The sequence below is a fragment of the Nitrosomonas sp. Is79A3 genome (assembly GCF_000219585.1).
Classification (GTDB): Bacteria; Pseudomonadota; Gammaproteobacteria; order Burkholderiales; family Nitrosomonadaceae; genus Nitrosomonas.
In genome coordinates, this window is the sequence record NC_015731.1 from 963630 (window position 1) to 977205 (window position 13576).

The 13576-nt window shown below is 49.2% G+C and carries 15 protein-coding genes; 1 reads left to right on the forward strand and 14 read right to left on the reverse strand.

All coding sequences use genetic code 11. From position 1 onward, the window contains the following. Positions 1-97 precede the first annotated feature (97 nt). The 14 genes from NIT79A3_RS04335 to gatC form a co-directional block, all read right to left on the reverse strand. The gene (locus NIT79A3_RS04335) at positions 98-2680 is read right to left on the reverse strand and encodes a type I restriction endonuclease subunit R (protein ID WP_348225720.1); all 2583 of its coding nucleotides are present in this window, start codon (positions 2678-2680) and stop codon (positions 98-100) included. Further along, positions 2595-3317 (reverse strand): type I restriction endonuclease, encoded by a 723-nt coding sequence (locus NIT79A3_RS19300; protein WP_348225721.1) that lies wholly within the window; start codon positions 3315-3317, stop codon positions 2595-2597. Before NIT79A3_RS19300 ends, NIT79A3_RS04335 begins: the two co-directional genes overlap by 86 nt. Further along, positions 3314-4240, reverse strand: coding sequence for a RhuM family protein (gene rhuM, locus NIT79A3_RS04340; RefSeq protein ID WP_348225722.1), 927 nt, complete (start codon positions 4238-4240; stop codon positions 3314-3316). Before rhuM ends, NIT79A3_RS19300 begins: the two co-directional genes overlap by 4 nt. Positions 4241-4396: 156 nt before the next feature. Beyond that, positions 4397-4591 (reverse strand): type II toxin-antitoxin system VapB family antitoxin, encoded by a 195-nt coding sequence (locus NIT79A3_RS04345; protein WP_013965044.1) that lies wholly within the window; start codon positions 4589-4591, stop codon positions 4397-4399. A 126-nt stretch (positions 4592-4717) separates the two neighbouring features. After that, on the reverse strand, positions 4718-4888 hold the full coding sequence (locus tag NIT79A3_RS19305) for a hypothetical protein (RefSeq protein ID WP_348225723.1): 171 nt from the start codon (positions 4886-4888) through the stop codon (positions 4718-4720). Positions 4889-5044: 156 nt separating this feature from the next. Next, positions 5045-5536 (reverse strand): hypothetical protein, encoded by a 492-nt coding sequence (locus tag NIT79A3_RS19015; protein ID WP_198009387.1) that lies wholly within the window; start codon positions 5534-5536, stop codon positions 5045-5047. Positions 5537-5539: 3 nt separating this feature from the next. Further along, positions 5540-6283 carry a restriction endonuclease subunit S gene (locus NIT79A3_RS04355; RefSeq protein ID WP_198009411.1) on the reverse strand — a complete coding sequence of 248 codons (744 nt, stop codon included), beginning with the start codon at positions 6281-6283 and terminating at the stop codon, positions 5540-5542. Next, positions 6265-6642 carry a hypothetical protein gene (locus NIT79A3_RS04360; RefSeq protein ID WP_041360133.1) on the reverse strand — a complete coding sequence of 126 codons (378 nt, stop codon included), beginning with the start codon at positions 6640-6642 and terminating at the stop codon, positions 6265-6267. The genes NIT79A3_RS04355 and NIT79A3_RS04360 overlap by 19 nt, the downstream gene beginning before the upstream one ends. Beyond that, positions 6639-6977, reverse strand: coding sequence for a nucleotidyltransferase domain-containing protein (locus tag NIT79A3_RS04365; RefSeq protein WP_013965045.1), 339 nt, complete (start codon positions 6975-6977; stop codon positions 6639-6641). Before NIT79A3_RS04365 ends, NIT79A3_RS04360 begins: the two co-directional genes overlap by 4 nt. Then, positions 6974-7393, reverse strand: coding sequence for a nucleotidyltransferase substrate binding protein (locus NIT79A3_RS04370; protein ID WP_013965046.1), 420 nt, complete (start codon positions 7391-7393; stop codon positions 6974-6976). Before NIT79A3_RS04370 ends, NIT79A3_RS04365 begins: the two co-directional genes overlap by 4 nt. Further along, on the reverse strand, positions 7390-8952 hold the full coding sequence (locus NIT79A3_RS04375; RefSeq protein ID WP_013965047.1) for a class I SAM-dependent DNA methyltransferase: 1563 nt from the start codon (positions 8950-8952) through the stop codon (positions 7390-7392). Before NIT79A3_RS04375 ends, NIT79A3_RS04370 begins: the two co-directional genes overlap by 4 nt. 84 nt (positions 8953-9036) lie before the next feature. After that, entirely contained in the window at positions 9037-10476 is a 1440-nt protein-coding gene (gene gatB / locus NIT79A3_RS04380; RefSeq protein ID WP_013965048.1) for an Asp-tRNA(Asn)/Glu-tRNA(Gln) amidotransferase subunit GatB, read from the reverse strand. 47 nt (positions 10477-10523) lie between these two features. Further along, entirely contained in the window at positions 10524-11972 is a 1449-nt protein-coding gene (gatA, locus tag NIT79A3_RS04385; RefSeq protein WP_013965049.1) for an Asp-tRNA(Asn)/Glu-tRNA(Gln) amidotransferase subunit GatA, read from the reverse strand. A gap of 99 nt (positions 11973-12071) precedes the next feature. Continuing rightward, positions 12072-12359: an Asp-tRNA(Asn)/Glu-tRNA(Gln) amidotransferase subunit GatC gene (gene gatC / locus NIT79A3_RS04390; protein WP_013965050.1), complete on the reverse strand. Its 288-nt coding sequence runs from the start codon at positions 12357-12359 to the stop codon at positions 12072-12074. Between the two features lie 128 nt (positions 12360-12487). On the opposite strand from gatC, the gene NIT79A3_RS04395 reads away from it, so the two are divergent. After that, entirely contained in the window at positions 12488-13546 is a 1059-nt protein-coding gene (locus NIT79A3_RS04395) for a rod shape-determining protein (protein ID WP_013965051.1), read from the forward strand. Positions 13547-13576: the final 30 nt, after the last annotated feature.

A 13576-nucleotide genomic window follows, 5' to 3' on the forward strand; every position in this document is an offset into this window, starting at 1 on the left:
TATTGAATTCCCCGTTTCTTCCAAGCCTATAACAGCCCTACGAGTATAGCACTATATTTTGAGCCGGTTATACGACTCTGCATGTCTTCTTGCCAGTTCAAGCTGCCAGTGCGTCGGCGATCATCTCCGCTTGTTTCAGCACTGTTTCGGTAGCTAGCAATTGCATATCGGGCGGGTAGCCAAATTGCCGTAATGTCCGCTTCACAATCACTTTGAGTTTGGCTCTGACACTTTCCTTGATGGTCCAGTCTATCGAAGCATTTTCGCGTACCCGCTGCGTCAACACGATGGCCAATTGCCGCAATTGATCGTTCTGCATCAATTCTTTCGCACTGTGATTACTTGCTACCGCGGTATAAAACGCATACTCAAACTCAGTCAGACCGAGTGTTTTCGGCTCAAGATCGGAGGCGGTGATTTCCTTGCTGATTTTAATCAGTTCATCCATGACTTCGGCGGCCGTCAGGATTTTGTTCTGGTATTTCTTGATGGCATTTTCCAGCATTTCCATCAAGGATTTGCTTTGTACCAGATTCTTTTTAGCGCGAACTGTCAGCTCGTCATTGAGTAGTTTTTTGAGCACTTCCAGCGCCAGATTCTTATGTTCCATGCCTTTGAGCTCCAGCAGAAATTCTTCGGACAGGATGGAAATATCCGGTTTTTTGATCCCCGCCGCATCGAAAACATCAATTACCTGTTCGAACACCAACGCTTTATCGATGACTTGCCGGATGGTCGTCTCAATTTCTTCATTGGTTTTGCCGGAGCCGGTACGATCAAACTTCGCCAGTCGCGCTTTGACGGCCTGGAAAAAAGCCACTTCATCTTTGGCATCCATGGCTTGCGCGTGCGGAATGGCTATCGCAAAAGCCTGGGATAACGCGGTAACTGCATTGATATAGCGTTTCTTGCCATCGTCCAACCCTAGAACATGTTCTTCGGCGGCCAGAATGAGCGATAGCTTCTCAGCGGTACCGGCTGCAAAGTAATTCTCGTAAGGAAAGCCGTGATACATCGCAGAAATGACTTCGATTTTCTCCAGCATCAGAGTAACGGCTTGTTCTTGTGCCAGTGCCGGATCGCCCTTGCCACCGGCATCGGAATAGAACGATAAGGCTTCTTTCAAGTCGGCCGCAATGCCCAGGTAATCCACCACTAAACCGCCGGGCTTGTCTAAGTACACACGATTGACCCGTGCAATCGCTTGCATCAAATTGTGCCCTTTCATCGGCTTGTCAATGTACAGCGTGTGCATAGCCGGTGCATCAAAGCCGGTCAGCCACATATCGCGCACGATCACGAGTTTTAATGCATCCGCGTTATCTTTCATGCGTTCGGCCAGAATCTTGCGTTGCTGCTTGGTGGTGTGGTGTTTCGCCATCTTGGTGCCATCCGACGATGCCGCCGTCATGACGACTTTAATCACACCTTTGTTCAAATCTTCCGCGTGCCATTCGGGTTTGAGTTTGATGATCTCTTCATACAGATTGGCGGCAATACGGCGGGACATCGCCACGATCATGCCTTTCCCGGAAAAAACTTCTTGCCGGGCCTCGAAATGGCTGACGATATCTTGGGCGATATTGCGGATGCGCTGTTCACTGCCGACCAATGCTTCGACCTGCGTCCATTTTGCCTTGGCTTTCCCGGTTTCGCTGAAGTCTTCCTGATCCAGTTCCTCATCGAGTCCGGCAATGAGTTTTTTGCCTTCATCGCTCAGGGCCACTTTGGCCAAGCGGCTTTCATAATAGATACGCACCGTGGCGCCATCTTCCACCGCCTGGGCAATGTCGTAAATGTCGACATAATCCCCGAAAACCGCTGGCGTGTTCACATCGGTTTTCTCAATCGGAGTGCCGGTAAAGCCCAGATACGTGGCATTCGGCAACGCATCCCGCAAATATTTGGCAAATCCGTAGACTACTTTCTTGCCGATGACTTCGCCCTGGGCATCTTTTTCGTCGATGGTTTTAGCGCTGAAACCGTATTGGGTGCGGTGTGCTTCATCCACAATCACGACAATGTTGCCGCGGCTGGATAATTCCTCGTACACATTGCCTTGTTCCGGCTGAAACTTCTGGATCGTCGAGAAAATGACCCCGCCGGATGCGACCTTGAGCAACTCTTTGAGTTGCTGCCGGTCTTCCGCCTGTTTGGGTTCTTGCCGGAGCAGTTGTGAAGAAGCGGCAAAGGTGTCGAACAACTGATCGTCCAGATCATTGCGGTCGGTAATCACCAGGACAGTTGGATTATTCAGGGTGAGCACAATTTTGCCGGTGTAAAACACCATCGACAGCGATTTGCCCGAGCCATGCGTATGCCACACCACGCCTGCTTTCTTGTCGCCCTGCGATTGTTGCGTCACACTGGGCAAGCCGTAGTTGGCCGGATTTTGACGTATCTGGCGCACAGGCAATTCACTGCCGCAATCCGCCGCCCGCAATGTCGAAGCGATGGCCGCATTCACCGCGTAATACTGGTGATAAGCCGCCAGTTTCTTAACCGTGCCGATACTGATCACACCGGTTTTCAAGTCTTCTTTTTTGCTCTTCTCAAATACGATGAAATGCCGGATCAAATCCAACAAGGTGAATTTATTCAACATGCCGTTGATTAGGGTTCCGAGTTGACTCACCAAATGCGATGCTTCGGTCTTTCCATCGGCTGATTTCCATGTCATGAAGCGGCTCAACCCTGCCGACAGCGATCCTGCCTTGGCTTCCAAACCATCCGAAATGACGAGAATCGCATTGTAAGTAAACAGACCGGGAATGGTTTGCTGGTACGTGCCGATTTGCCGGGTAGGCGGATTGCATCGTGGCGTTTTCATCGGCGGCATTTTTAAGCTCGATAACCACCACCGGCAGGCCATTGATGAACACAACGAGATCCGGACGTTTTTTCTGGTTGTTCTCAATCACCGTAAATTGATTGGCCACCACAAATTCGTTATTTTCCGGATGATCAAAATCTATCAACCAGACAATATCACCGCGTTCATTACCATCTTGCTGATAACTGACCTTGACACCTTCGGTGAGCAGGCGATGGAAAGTTTCATTGTTGGTGAGTAATTCCGGGGAATGAATGCGCTCGATTTCCTTCAGGGCGGTCTGTAATACCGTGGCCGTTATGCCGGGGTTGATGCGCTGGAGTGCTTTTTCTAACCGGCCGGTAAGCAATACTTCGTCATAGCGGGCGCGTTCGGGATGGTCGCCATCGGGGGCGATATCGGGTGCGTAGATAGGGCTGTAACCTAACTGCTCAAACAGTTTAATCGCCAGATCTTCAATAGCGGATTCGGTGAGTTTGCTCACAAATTATTGCCATTGATCAAATTGATGATGACTTTCACGATGGTGTCTTTTTCCTCGGGTTTGCTCTCGGCAATCAGCAATGTGAACGCAACCAGGGCATTATCGCCGATGCGCTTTTCTCCGTCTGCATTAAGCAGATAATCATGACGCGCCAGAAACCAGACAAACAGCGCGGCGGCAATGCGTTTGTTGCCATCGGAAAATGAATGATTCTTGACGATGAAATACAGTAGATTGGCCGCTTTTTCCTCGATGCTGGGGTAAAGCTCCTTGCCGCCAAACGTTTGGTAAATGGTTTCCAACGAACTTTTGAAGGAATCATCTTTTTCGTTGCCGAACAATCCACCCAATTTTTCCTGCTCGCGCCAAAGCTGAATTTGTTGGATTGCCTCATCATAGGATATTCTGAATTGCCCGGTTTCCTGGATTCCGGTAACTTGTAAACGCTGGTGGTCGTAATCGTCCAGAACCGTCAGCGCGTGACTGTATTTTTCCAGTATCGACAGAATGCCTTGTGATTGTTCAGCAGATAAGGGTTCCTTCTGGAACAATCGGGAAGACAGGGCAATCGCTTGTTTTAAATCCGCAAGCTTGTCTTGTTGCGCTTGCAGTTTTTTTTCATTCAGCGCATAACCTTGCACCAGGTAGCGCTTGAGAATGTTGCTGGCCCAGATACGGAATTGCGTGCCTTTCTTGGAGTTGACGCGATAACCAACGGAAATGATCGCGTCGAGATTAAAATACTCGACCTGATAGATTTTCCCATCGGTGGCAGTTGTTGCATTTTTTGCAACCACTGAATTTTTGACTAGCTCGCCAGCGTCAAAGATGTTTTTCAAATGGCGGGAAATAACCGATTTATCGCGCTCGAACAGCTCGGCAATTTGTAGCAAACTAAGCCACAGGGTATCCTTCTCGAACATGACCTCAATGTGAGTCTGTCCGTTTTCAGTTTCGTAAATAACAATTGAACTTTGGGGCATCATGACTATTAGTCGTTCTTCATTGTAATTTCATTGAGTTTGGGCATTTTGGAGTAATGCCACCCGGTTAATACATATCGCTGCTGCTCGTAGCGTTTAGTCTCCGGCTTGCCGGTGCGGAATTGCATCCAATTGCGGCTCAGAGCCACCCAGACTTGCCAATCGTTTGGCGCTTTCCCGTTCAATCAAAGCTTTCAGCGCTTCTTTTACCAGTGCTGATTTCTTCTGCACATGCGTCAATGCTTGCGCTTTTTCCAGTAATTCGTCATCCAATACGATAGTGGTTCTCATGGTTAATCTCCAAGTGGATCACCGAATGCTGGGTTTTCTTGTGCATGAAGACAAGTAGGGGGGGCAAGAAATCTTTTGTCCTTAAGTACAGCCAACCCTTACTTCAATGCTATTCAGCTTGATTGTTCACTTTCTCCTTTGTCCGCTCAAATCAGCGATGGCAGCCTGCAACACTTGCCAACTAATTCTGGCCGTATGTTGATCCGGCCTGAAACCTTGCGAAGCCTGCTGTCGGGGATGGATGTAATTTCTAAAATCCTTCAGTGCGTGTCCATATTTCTTTACATCCAAAGACAATATGCCAACCTCATGCGCAACATTAATTAGATTATCAAGAGTCCAATCATGAAGCAGTTTTACATTTTCGTCTTTGTTCTTAGGTGCAGATTTAGCACCATTAAATTGTTGAGGTTGTTTTGTTGCTGCGTCAAGTAATAGCCCCTCCAATGTGCTTCAGCACAAGAAGATCGTTGCTAATGCGGCGCTCCCACGCATAGATTTGTGAATTTCATCAATTCGTTGTTCAATCACAGACAGTAACTGAGTATCAATATTTAGTCGTGCTAGATTTAGTTCAGAAAATTCCTGTTTAAGAAAATCCTCTTGCGAAGGAACTGTTCCAGCACCAGATGGTTTACCTCCCAAACGATTAATCACCATCAGTGCCTTGTCTCGATCGGCAGTAGCAACTTGCTCGATTGTATTTGCATATTCGAGTAGTGCCGCTAAAACCTTGCTTACTAAGATATCAGGCTCAATTTCCCAAAATGCTCGTAGACGCTTCATTTTGGATGCCCCGTTAACCTGATATTTATCGGCGTCAATATTTACGTTATGTTCTCGAAAAAACTCTGCGTATGTGGGGTCTGTAAAATTCAGCACATATCCGCCCCGATCAAACAATTTTTCAAAGATTACTTTCTCGTGAGTTTTTAACGTGGACATGGATTACACCTCTACCCGTACTTCGCCGCTCATGAGTTTGGGAAGCAGAGTGTCGCGGAGGGTTTCGAGAATTTTTAACTGCATTTTATTTTTTCTTATTTTAAGATAAAAAGGTAGCGCCATTTTTTCAAAGTCACGAATTAACTCTTGCGGAGGAATCACGGTAGATTCCTCATGGACATGGTTTCTATTAAGCGTTGGGACAGCTGAACCAGCATTGAGTGACTCCAAATCCAGGCCTTTGAGAAAGAAGTAAGAGAACAAAGGTGTTCCAATTCTAAACTCTTTAATATACAAAGAGGTATTCAGTGGCCAAAAATCATCCATCACAAAAAATACCTTTCCTAGTAAACCACTTCGGCCAGTAGTAACACCAGGTGCTTTAACCTTAAATTCTATATGACCGCCGCTATAACCACTGGCAGCATAGATCGGATAAATTCCTTTAATCCTATTTTGTGTTGGCAAATCAAAACCTCTTTGTAGAACAAATAAGTCTCCAATTTTCCCTTCCGTCCAATCTTCCTCCGACTCCTCCACAAACCACTGCCTAAAAAGCGTTTCGGCCATGGCTTCGAGGGTTTTATTCTGACGGTGCAGCAAGTCGATTTTGTCGTCAAGGCTGCTGAGGACGGAGGCGATGGCTTTTTGTTCTTCATAGCTGACAATAGGAATTGTCATATCAAGCAAATGTGGAACCTTGATGCTTGGTTGAACTCCCCCTATATCTAAGAATCCCTTCCATATGAGCTAGATAAGAAATAGTAGATATATCTACTGTCAACTCCACTCTTTAATCTAAGTGCGATTAAATTCTGTGCAATAGATCCACGTTGCTCTTGAATCAGCGCGACATTGCCTATAGTTCCCACTGTTGGCACTAATATATCTCCGGGTTTGAGGTGGCCTTTTCTAAACCAACTCCTATAGGTTTCTTCTGAAACAAATTTTCTAATTTTTGAATAGTCTGGAGTACGGCTCTCTTGGGAAATCACGTTAACTTCTAACAGTTCGTAACCGATTTCCGAAATGGGTGGTGTTTTTCCTCGATTGTCCACCACAACATCTACTAAATTTCCCAGAGGAATTTCCCGCCGCTCACTCATAACTTCACCTTCGCCAAACTCCCATTTCCCTCACGCACCACGACATAATCCTTCAAGATTTCCTGATGAAACGCCTCGGGCAGTCTGACCCAGTCTCGCGCTTCGATCAGGATCGGGATGTTGGATTCGCGTAGTGCCTGCAGAAAGGTGTCGAGCGGTTCGAACGGTATCGGACTCAAGTCCGGTGAACGCAGTACCAGGTCAAGGTCGCTGGCTTCGTGAGCGCTGCCATTGACGCGCGAGCCATAGGCCCAGGCTGTGACGGCGGGCAAGTGAGCTGCTAGCAGTTCGATCAGCCGTTTGCGGTCTTGCTCGCGCAGGATGAGCTGACTCATGGTCGTTGCTGGATTACTTCGTTGACACGGCGAGCATCCAGAATAAATTGCGGTAATAGCGCCAGGGTTTGGTTGGCGAAGCCTTCGCCATAATCGTGAGCGGTATCGTTACGGTTGTCGCGATAGATTAACCAGCGTTCGGCTTCTTCAAGGGTGATCAAGCCGTGCTTGGCAGCGAGGCGGAAAATATCCTTGAACATCAGTTGATCCACTTGTTTGCTGGAAGCGAAGTAGGGCTTCAAGCTTTTTTTCAGCAGCTTGCCGGTTTGTTCCAGGATGATTTCAAATTCCTTGACACAGGCGGCACGAAAAATATCGTAGGCCACACTGTCCTGCGGCTGCTGATTCAAACTGTCGAAGGCTTGGCTCAGCGTGACAATGCAACGGGCAAAATAATCCGTATTCAGTTGATTCATAGCTTAATCCTCGCAAGATTTTCCAGAATGGCTTGGCTCAATACCGCCTCTTCCCGCAACTGCGCCTCGAATTCTGCCTTCAGCGCGGCAAAGCGCTCGGGGAAATCAAAATCGTCTTCTTCATCCGGCAGCCCGACATAGCGCCCCGGCGTGAGCACATAATCCAGTTCAACCACGCGCTCCACCGGCACTGAAGCGCAGAAGCCTTTGATGTCTTCATACGGCTGGATTCCCGCCTGCGCGGGAATGACGGAGGCGTTGCGCCAGGCGTGGTAGGTGCTGGCGATTTTCTGGATGTCTTCGCGGGACAGTTCGAGGGTGCGGCGGTTGATCAGATGGCCGAGGTTGCGCGCGTCAATAAACAGGATCTGATCCTTACGGGGATGTCCATTATTACGCGCGCGGTTCATGAACCACAATCCGGCAGGAATTTGCGTGTTCAAAAACAACTTACCCGGTAAATTCACGATACAGTCGATCAGATTGCCTTCCGCAATCAGGTTCTTGCGGATTTCCCCTTCGCCGGAAGTTTTGGAAGTCAGCGCGCCTTTGGCCAGTACCACCCCGGCAATGCCCGCGGGCGATAAGTGATACGCAAAATGCTGTAGCCAGGCAAAATTGGCATTGCCCGCCGGGGGTGTGCCGAATTGCCAGCGGCCGTCGTTGCGTAATAACTCGCCGCTCCAGTCACTGACATTGAACGGCGGATTGGCGATGATGAAATCGGCTTTCAGGTCTTTGTGCGCATCGTTCAGGAACGAACCTTCGTTGTTCCATTTCACCTGCGAGCTGTCAATGCCGCGAATGGCGAGGTTCATTTTCGCCAGGCGCCAGGTGGTCTGGTTGCTTTCCTGGCCGTAAATGGAAATATCGTTGATGCGGCCTTGGTGTTCTTCGACAAACTTTTCCGATTGCACGAACATGCCGCCGGAGCCGCAACAGGGATCAAATACCCGGCCTTTGTAAGGCTCCAGCATCATCACCAGCAATTCGACGATGCTGCGCGGCGTGTAGAACTGGCCGCCTTGTTTGCCTTCGGCCAGGGCGAATTCACCGAGGAAATACTCGAACACATGGCCGAGCACATCGGCGCTGCGGGATTTGGCATCGCCCAACGCGATATTACCCACCAGATCAATAAGTCCGCCCAAACTCGCGGGATCGAGGTTTTGCCGGGCAAAGACTTTGGGCAATACGCCTTTCAGTGATGGATTTTCTTTCTCGATGGCATCCATCGCCGCATCCGCAAACTTGCCGATATCCGGCTGTTTGGCTTGAGCGACGAGATGCGGCCAGCGTGACTCGGGCGGGACATAAAAGATGTTTTCGGCTTTGTACTCGTCTTTGTCTTCAGGATCGGATCCGGCATAATCGCCGAATCCTGCTTGCAATTTGGCGAAATGTTCTTCGAATGAGTCGGAAATATATTTCAGGAAGATTAAGCCCAGCACCACATGTTTGTACTCTGCGGCATCAATGTTCTTGCGCAGTTTGTCAGCGGCTTTCCAGAGCTGTTTTTCCAGCGGTTCTTGTTTGATTTCTTTCGCAGCTTTCACCATGGTTAAGCTTATTTCCTTGATGACAGAGAGCGTTATAGGACGCCGATACGGCTTGAGGTAATTTCAGCGAATCACGCGATGGCTTTATCCATCCAGCTTTTTCTTCAGCATGGCGTTGACTTGCGCCGGATTGGCTTTGCCTTGTGTGGCTTTCATGATCTGGCCGATCAGTGAATTGAAGGCTTTTTCTTTGCCGTTGCGATAATCGGCGACTTGCTGCGCATTGGCGGCCAGCACCTGATCAACCAGTTTTTCAATCGCACCGTCGTCGGAAATCTGTTTCAAGCCTTTGGCTTCGATGATGGCGTCGACATTTTTGTCGAGTTCGCCGTTCCACATACTTTCAAACACCGTCTTCGCAGCTTTGCCGGAAATAGTGCCGTCACTGATACGCGCGAGCAGTGCGGCGAGCTGGGCAGGTGTGATCGGGCAGGCGGTCATTTCTATGCCTTCCTTGTTCAATTGCCCGCTGATCTCGCCCATAATCCAGTTGGCGCACAGTTTGGCTTGCGCGGGTAATTGCTTGAGCGTGGCGTCGAAATAATCCGCCATTTCGCGAGAACTGGTCAGCACGGAAGCGTCATAGGCGGACAATGCAAATTCGGAGATGTAACGATCCCGCCGCGCTTGCGGTAATTCCGGCAAGGTTTGCTTGATTTGATCAATCCAGCTTTGCGGAATTTCCAGCGGCAATAAATCCGGATCGGGGAAATAACGGTAGTCGTTGGCGTCTTCCTTGGTGCGCATGGTGCGCGTTTCGTCCTTGTTGGCATCATACAGACGAGTTTCCTGCCGGATAGCGCCGCCGTCTTCAAGGATTTCAATCTGTCTTCTGGCTTCATAATCGATGGCTTTTTCCAGGAAACGGAATGAGTTCAGATTTTTGATTTCGCAGCGCGTGCCGAGTTTTTCGGTGCCGCGCGGGCGCACCGAGACATTCGCATCGCAGCGGAATGAGCCTTCCTGCATGTTGCCGTCGCAAATACCGATCCAGCGAACCAGTGCATGCAATGTTTTTGCGTATGCCACGGCCTCCGCGCTGCTGCGCATGTCCGGTTCGGAGACGATTTCCAGCAATGGCGTGCCGGCGCGATTCAGATCGATGCCGCTCATGCCATGAAAATCTTCGTGCAGCGATTTTCCGGCGTCTTCCTCCAAATGCGCGCGGGTCAGGCGGACGTTCTTTTCAATGCCATCGATTTGAATCTGAATGTTACCGCCTTGCACTACCGGCAATTCGTATTGACTGATTTGGTAGCCTTTCGGCAAATCGGGATAAAAATAATTCTTACGCGCGAAAATGGAAGGCGAGTTGATTTTCGCTCCCACCGACAGTCCCAGTTTAATCGCCCGTTCCACCGCGCCTTTGTTGAGCACCGGCAGAACGCCCGGCAGCGCCAGATCGATTACGCTTGCCTGGGTATTCGGCGCTGCGCCATAGGCGGTGGAAGAGCCTGAGAAAATTTTGGATTGCGTTGAAAGTTGAGCATGTACTTCAAGGCCGATGACAATTTCCCATTGCATGATGTAGTTTCCGGCTAAATTGATATTTTCAGGAATGAACGATTGGTTTAAACGGGCGACTGCAGATGCCAGTCGGTTGCCAGTTGATATTGGTGCGCGACATTCAGCATTTGCGCTTCGCTGAAGTAATTGCCAATGATATGCAAACCGACCGGCCGGTTTTTATCGCCAAAGCCGACCGGGATCGACATGGCCGGCATTCCGGTGAGATTGGCCGCGCTGGTATAAATGTCCGACAAATACATCTGGATCGGATCGCCGCTTTTTTCTCCCAGATTAAAAGCCACGGTAGGGGTGGTGGGCCCCATGATAATGTCGCATTGTTTGTAAGCTTCGGCAAAATCCTGCGCGATCAGGCGGCGCAGCTTTTGCGCTTTAATATAATAAGCATCGTAATAACCATGCGATAAAACGTAGGTGCCGATCAGAATGCGCCGTTTCACTTCAGGGCCAAAACCTTCCGCGCGCGATTTGCGGTACATGTCGGCCAGATCGCCGTACGATTTGGCGCGATGGCCATAGCGCACGCCGTCAAACCGGGATAAATTGCTCGATGCTTCAGCTGGCGCCAGCACATAATAAACGGGGATCGCCAGCGGTGCGTTAGGCAGCGAAACTTCAACCGTTTGCGCACCCAGTTTGCGGTATTCATCCAATGCTTTCTCAATTGCGCTTTCGACATCCTTGCTCATGCCTTCGGCAAAATACTCCTTCGGCAGGCCGATGCGCAAGCCAGCTAGCGGTTCTTGCAGATCCCGCGCGTAGTCTTCGGCGTCTCGCTGCAAGCTGGTTGAGTCGCGTGGATCAAACCCGGTCATGACGTTCAGCAGCAGCGCGAGATCTTCTGCCGATTTGGCCATGGGGCCGCCCTGGTCCAAGCTGGAGGCGAAGGCAATCATGCCGTAGCGGGACACCAATCCGTAAGTCGGTTTGATTCCCGAGATGCCGCACAAGGCCGCCGGCTGGCGAATGGAGCCGCCGGTATCGGTGCCGGTTGCTGCCGGTGCCAGTCTTGCTGCCACTGCGCAAGCTGCGCCGCCTGAGCTGCCACCAGGCACTGCAGCATGATCCCAGGGATTTTTCACCGGTCCATAAAATGATGTTTCGTTGCTCGACCCCATGGCGAATTCATCCATGTTGGTCTTGCCAATATTGACTGCGCCCGCTTGATTGAAACGTTCAATGACTCCGGCATCATACGGTGAGACAAAATTCGACAGCATTTTTGACCCGCAGGTGGTTAGCCAGCCTTTGGCGCAAAAAATATCTTTCTGCGCAATGGGAATCCCGGTCAACGGGCCCGCTTGTCCGGCAGCAATCATTTTATCCGCGGCCTGCGCTTGCGCAAGGCTTAGTTCTTCATTTACTGTAATAAACGCATTGTATTCAGGATTAAGCGCCTTGATGCGTTTGAGAAATTCTGTTGTCAGTTCAGTGCTGGAAATCTTTTTTTCGGCAAGCTGAAGGGAGAGCTGTTTAAGGCTGGCATTAAACATGGCATTTACTGATAGAGAAAAATAAAATGTTGCGTATAATTATCGTTTTTAAATTCTAAGATAGTTCTTCCGGTTCACTTCGTTGAAGTAGTTTTTAGTCTATTCAATAACTTGTGGAACCAGATAGAGACCGGCTTCGACTTGTGGCGCTATCGATTGATATAATTCGCGCTGGTCGGTTTCGGTGACCTCATCTTCACGTAAACGCTGTGTGACACTTTGAGCGTGAGACATGGGTTCTACTGTTGAGGTATCGACTGCTTGCATGGTTTCAATCAGATTGAAAATACCGGATAACTGAATCAAAGTTTCTTTTGCTTCATCTTCATCAATCTCAATATAAGCAAGATCAGCTATACGTTTTACATCGCTAACAGACAAAGTCATTTTATAGGGGTAACCTTATATTCAAATAAGTATTAGGGTATCATGCCCGGTTTAACTGGCGTATTATTTTTTGAAGGTTTTAATTATTATTCGCTCTCACCTAATTACTAATAACGGATTCTGCCACTATGTTTAATTTCTTGAACAACAATATTCTTGGAAGCTATTTCTCAACAGATATGGCAATCGATCTGGGCACGGCGAATACGCTGATTTATGTCCACGGCCAGGGAATCGTGTTGGATGAACCCTCTGTAGTAGCAATCCGCGAAGAAAGCGGGGCCAATGGCAAGAAAATGATTCAGCAAGTCGGTCATGCAGCCAAGCAAATGCTGGGCCGCACACCGGGTAATATTACGGCTATCCGTCCGATGAAAGATGGGGTGATTGCGGATTTTACCGTGACAGAACAGATGCTCAAGATGTTCATCCGCAAAGTGAATCCTCCCCGGTTGTTTTCAGCCAATCCGCGCATTGTGATTTGTGTGCCTTACGGTTCCACACAAGTGGAACGCCGCGCTATTCGTGAAGCGGCCTACGGCGCCGGTGCCCGCAAAGTTGAGTTGATAGAAGAGCCTATGGCGGCCGCATTGGGCGCTGATATGCCGGTTGAATCACCTACTGGTTCCATGGTGGTTGACATTGGCGGCGGTACCACGGAAGTCGGTGTCATCTCGTTGGGCGGCATCGTTTATTCTAATTCGGTGCGCGTAGGCGGGGATAAATTTGACGAAGCAATCATTAACTATATCCGCCGCAACTATGGCATGTTAATTGGCGAACCTACTGCAGAAATCATCAAAAAAGAAATCGGTTCGGCTTTTCCAGGTTCTGAAGTACGCGAGATTGAAGTGAAAGGCCGCAACCTTGCAGAGGGAATACCGCGTAGCTTCACTATTTCCAGTAATGAGATTCTGGAAGCGCTGGCGGAACCGCTGAACAGCATTGTCAGTGCGGTTAAATCGGCCCTGGAACATACCCCGCCGGAATTGGGTTCGGATATTGCCGACAAAGGCATGGTTATGACCGGTGGCGGCGCTTTGCTGCGTGATATTGACCGTTTGCTAATGGAAGAAACCGGTTTGTCCGTCATTGTCGCCGATGATCCGCTGACCTGTGTAGTGCGTGGTGCTGGCATTGCTCTGGAAAACATGGATCGGTCGATTGGTATTTTTGCACGTGACTAAACACATTGAATCAGTAAACTTTTTTATTAT

Coding starts and splice junctions, on each gene's coding strand:
- NIT79A3_RS04365 (WP_013965045.1), bottom strand. CDS start 6,977: ATGAGTCAGCTCATCCTGCGCGAGCAAGACCGCAAACGGCTGATCGAA.
- NIT79A3_RS04335 (WP_348225720.1), bottom strand. CDS start 2,680: ATGACATGGAAATCAGCCGATGGAAAGACCGAAGCATCGCATTTGGTG.
- NIT79A3_RS19015 (WP_198009387.1), bottom strand. CDS start 5,536: ATGTCCACGTTAAAAACTCACGAGAAAGTAATCTTTGAAAAATTGTTT.
- NIT79A3_RS04360 (WP_041360133.1), bottom strand. CDS start 6,642: ATGAGTGAGCGGCGGGAAATTCCTCTGGGAAATTTAGTAGATGTTGTG.
- gatA (WP_013965049.1), bottom strand. CDS start 11,972: ATGTTTAATGCCAGCCTTAAACAGCTCTCCCTTCAGCTTGCCGAAAAA.
- gatB (WP_013965048.1), bottom strand. CDS start 10,476: ATGCAATGGGAAATTGTCATCGGCCTTGAAGTACATGCTCAACTTTCA.
- NIT79A3_RS04345 (WP_013965044.1), bottom strand. CDS start 4,591: ATGAGAACCACTATCGTATTGGATGACGAATTACTGGAAAAAGCGCAA.
- NIT79A3_RS04370 (WP_013965046.1), bottom strand. CDS start 7,393: ATGAATCAACTGAATACGGATTATTTTGCCCGTTGCATTGTCACGCTG.
- NIT79A3_RS04375 (WP_013965047.1), bottom strand. CDS start 8,952: ATGGTGAAAGCTGCGAAAGAAATCAAACAAGAACCGCTGGAAAAACAG.
- gatC (WP_013965050.1), bottom strand. CDS start 12,359: ATGACTTTGTCTGTTAGCGATGTAAAACGTATAGCTGATCTTGCTTAT.
- rhuM (WP_348225722.1), bottom strand. CDS start 4,240: ATGTTCGAGAAGGATACCCTGTGGCTTAGTTTGCTACAAATTGCCGAG.
- NIT79A3_RS04395 (WP_013965051.1), top strand. CDS start 12,488: ATGTTTAATTTCTTGAACAACAATATTCTTGGAAGCTATTTCTCAACA.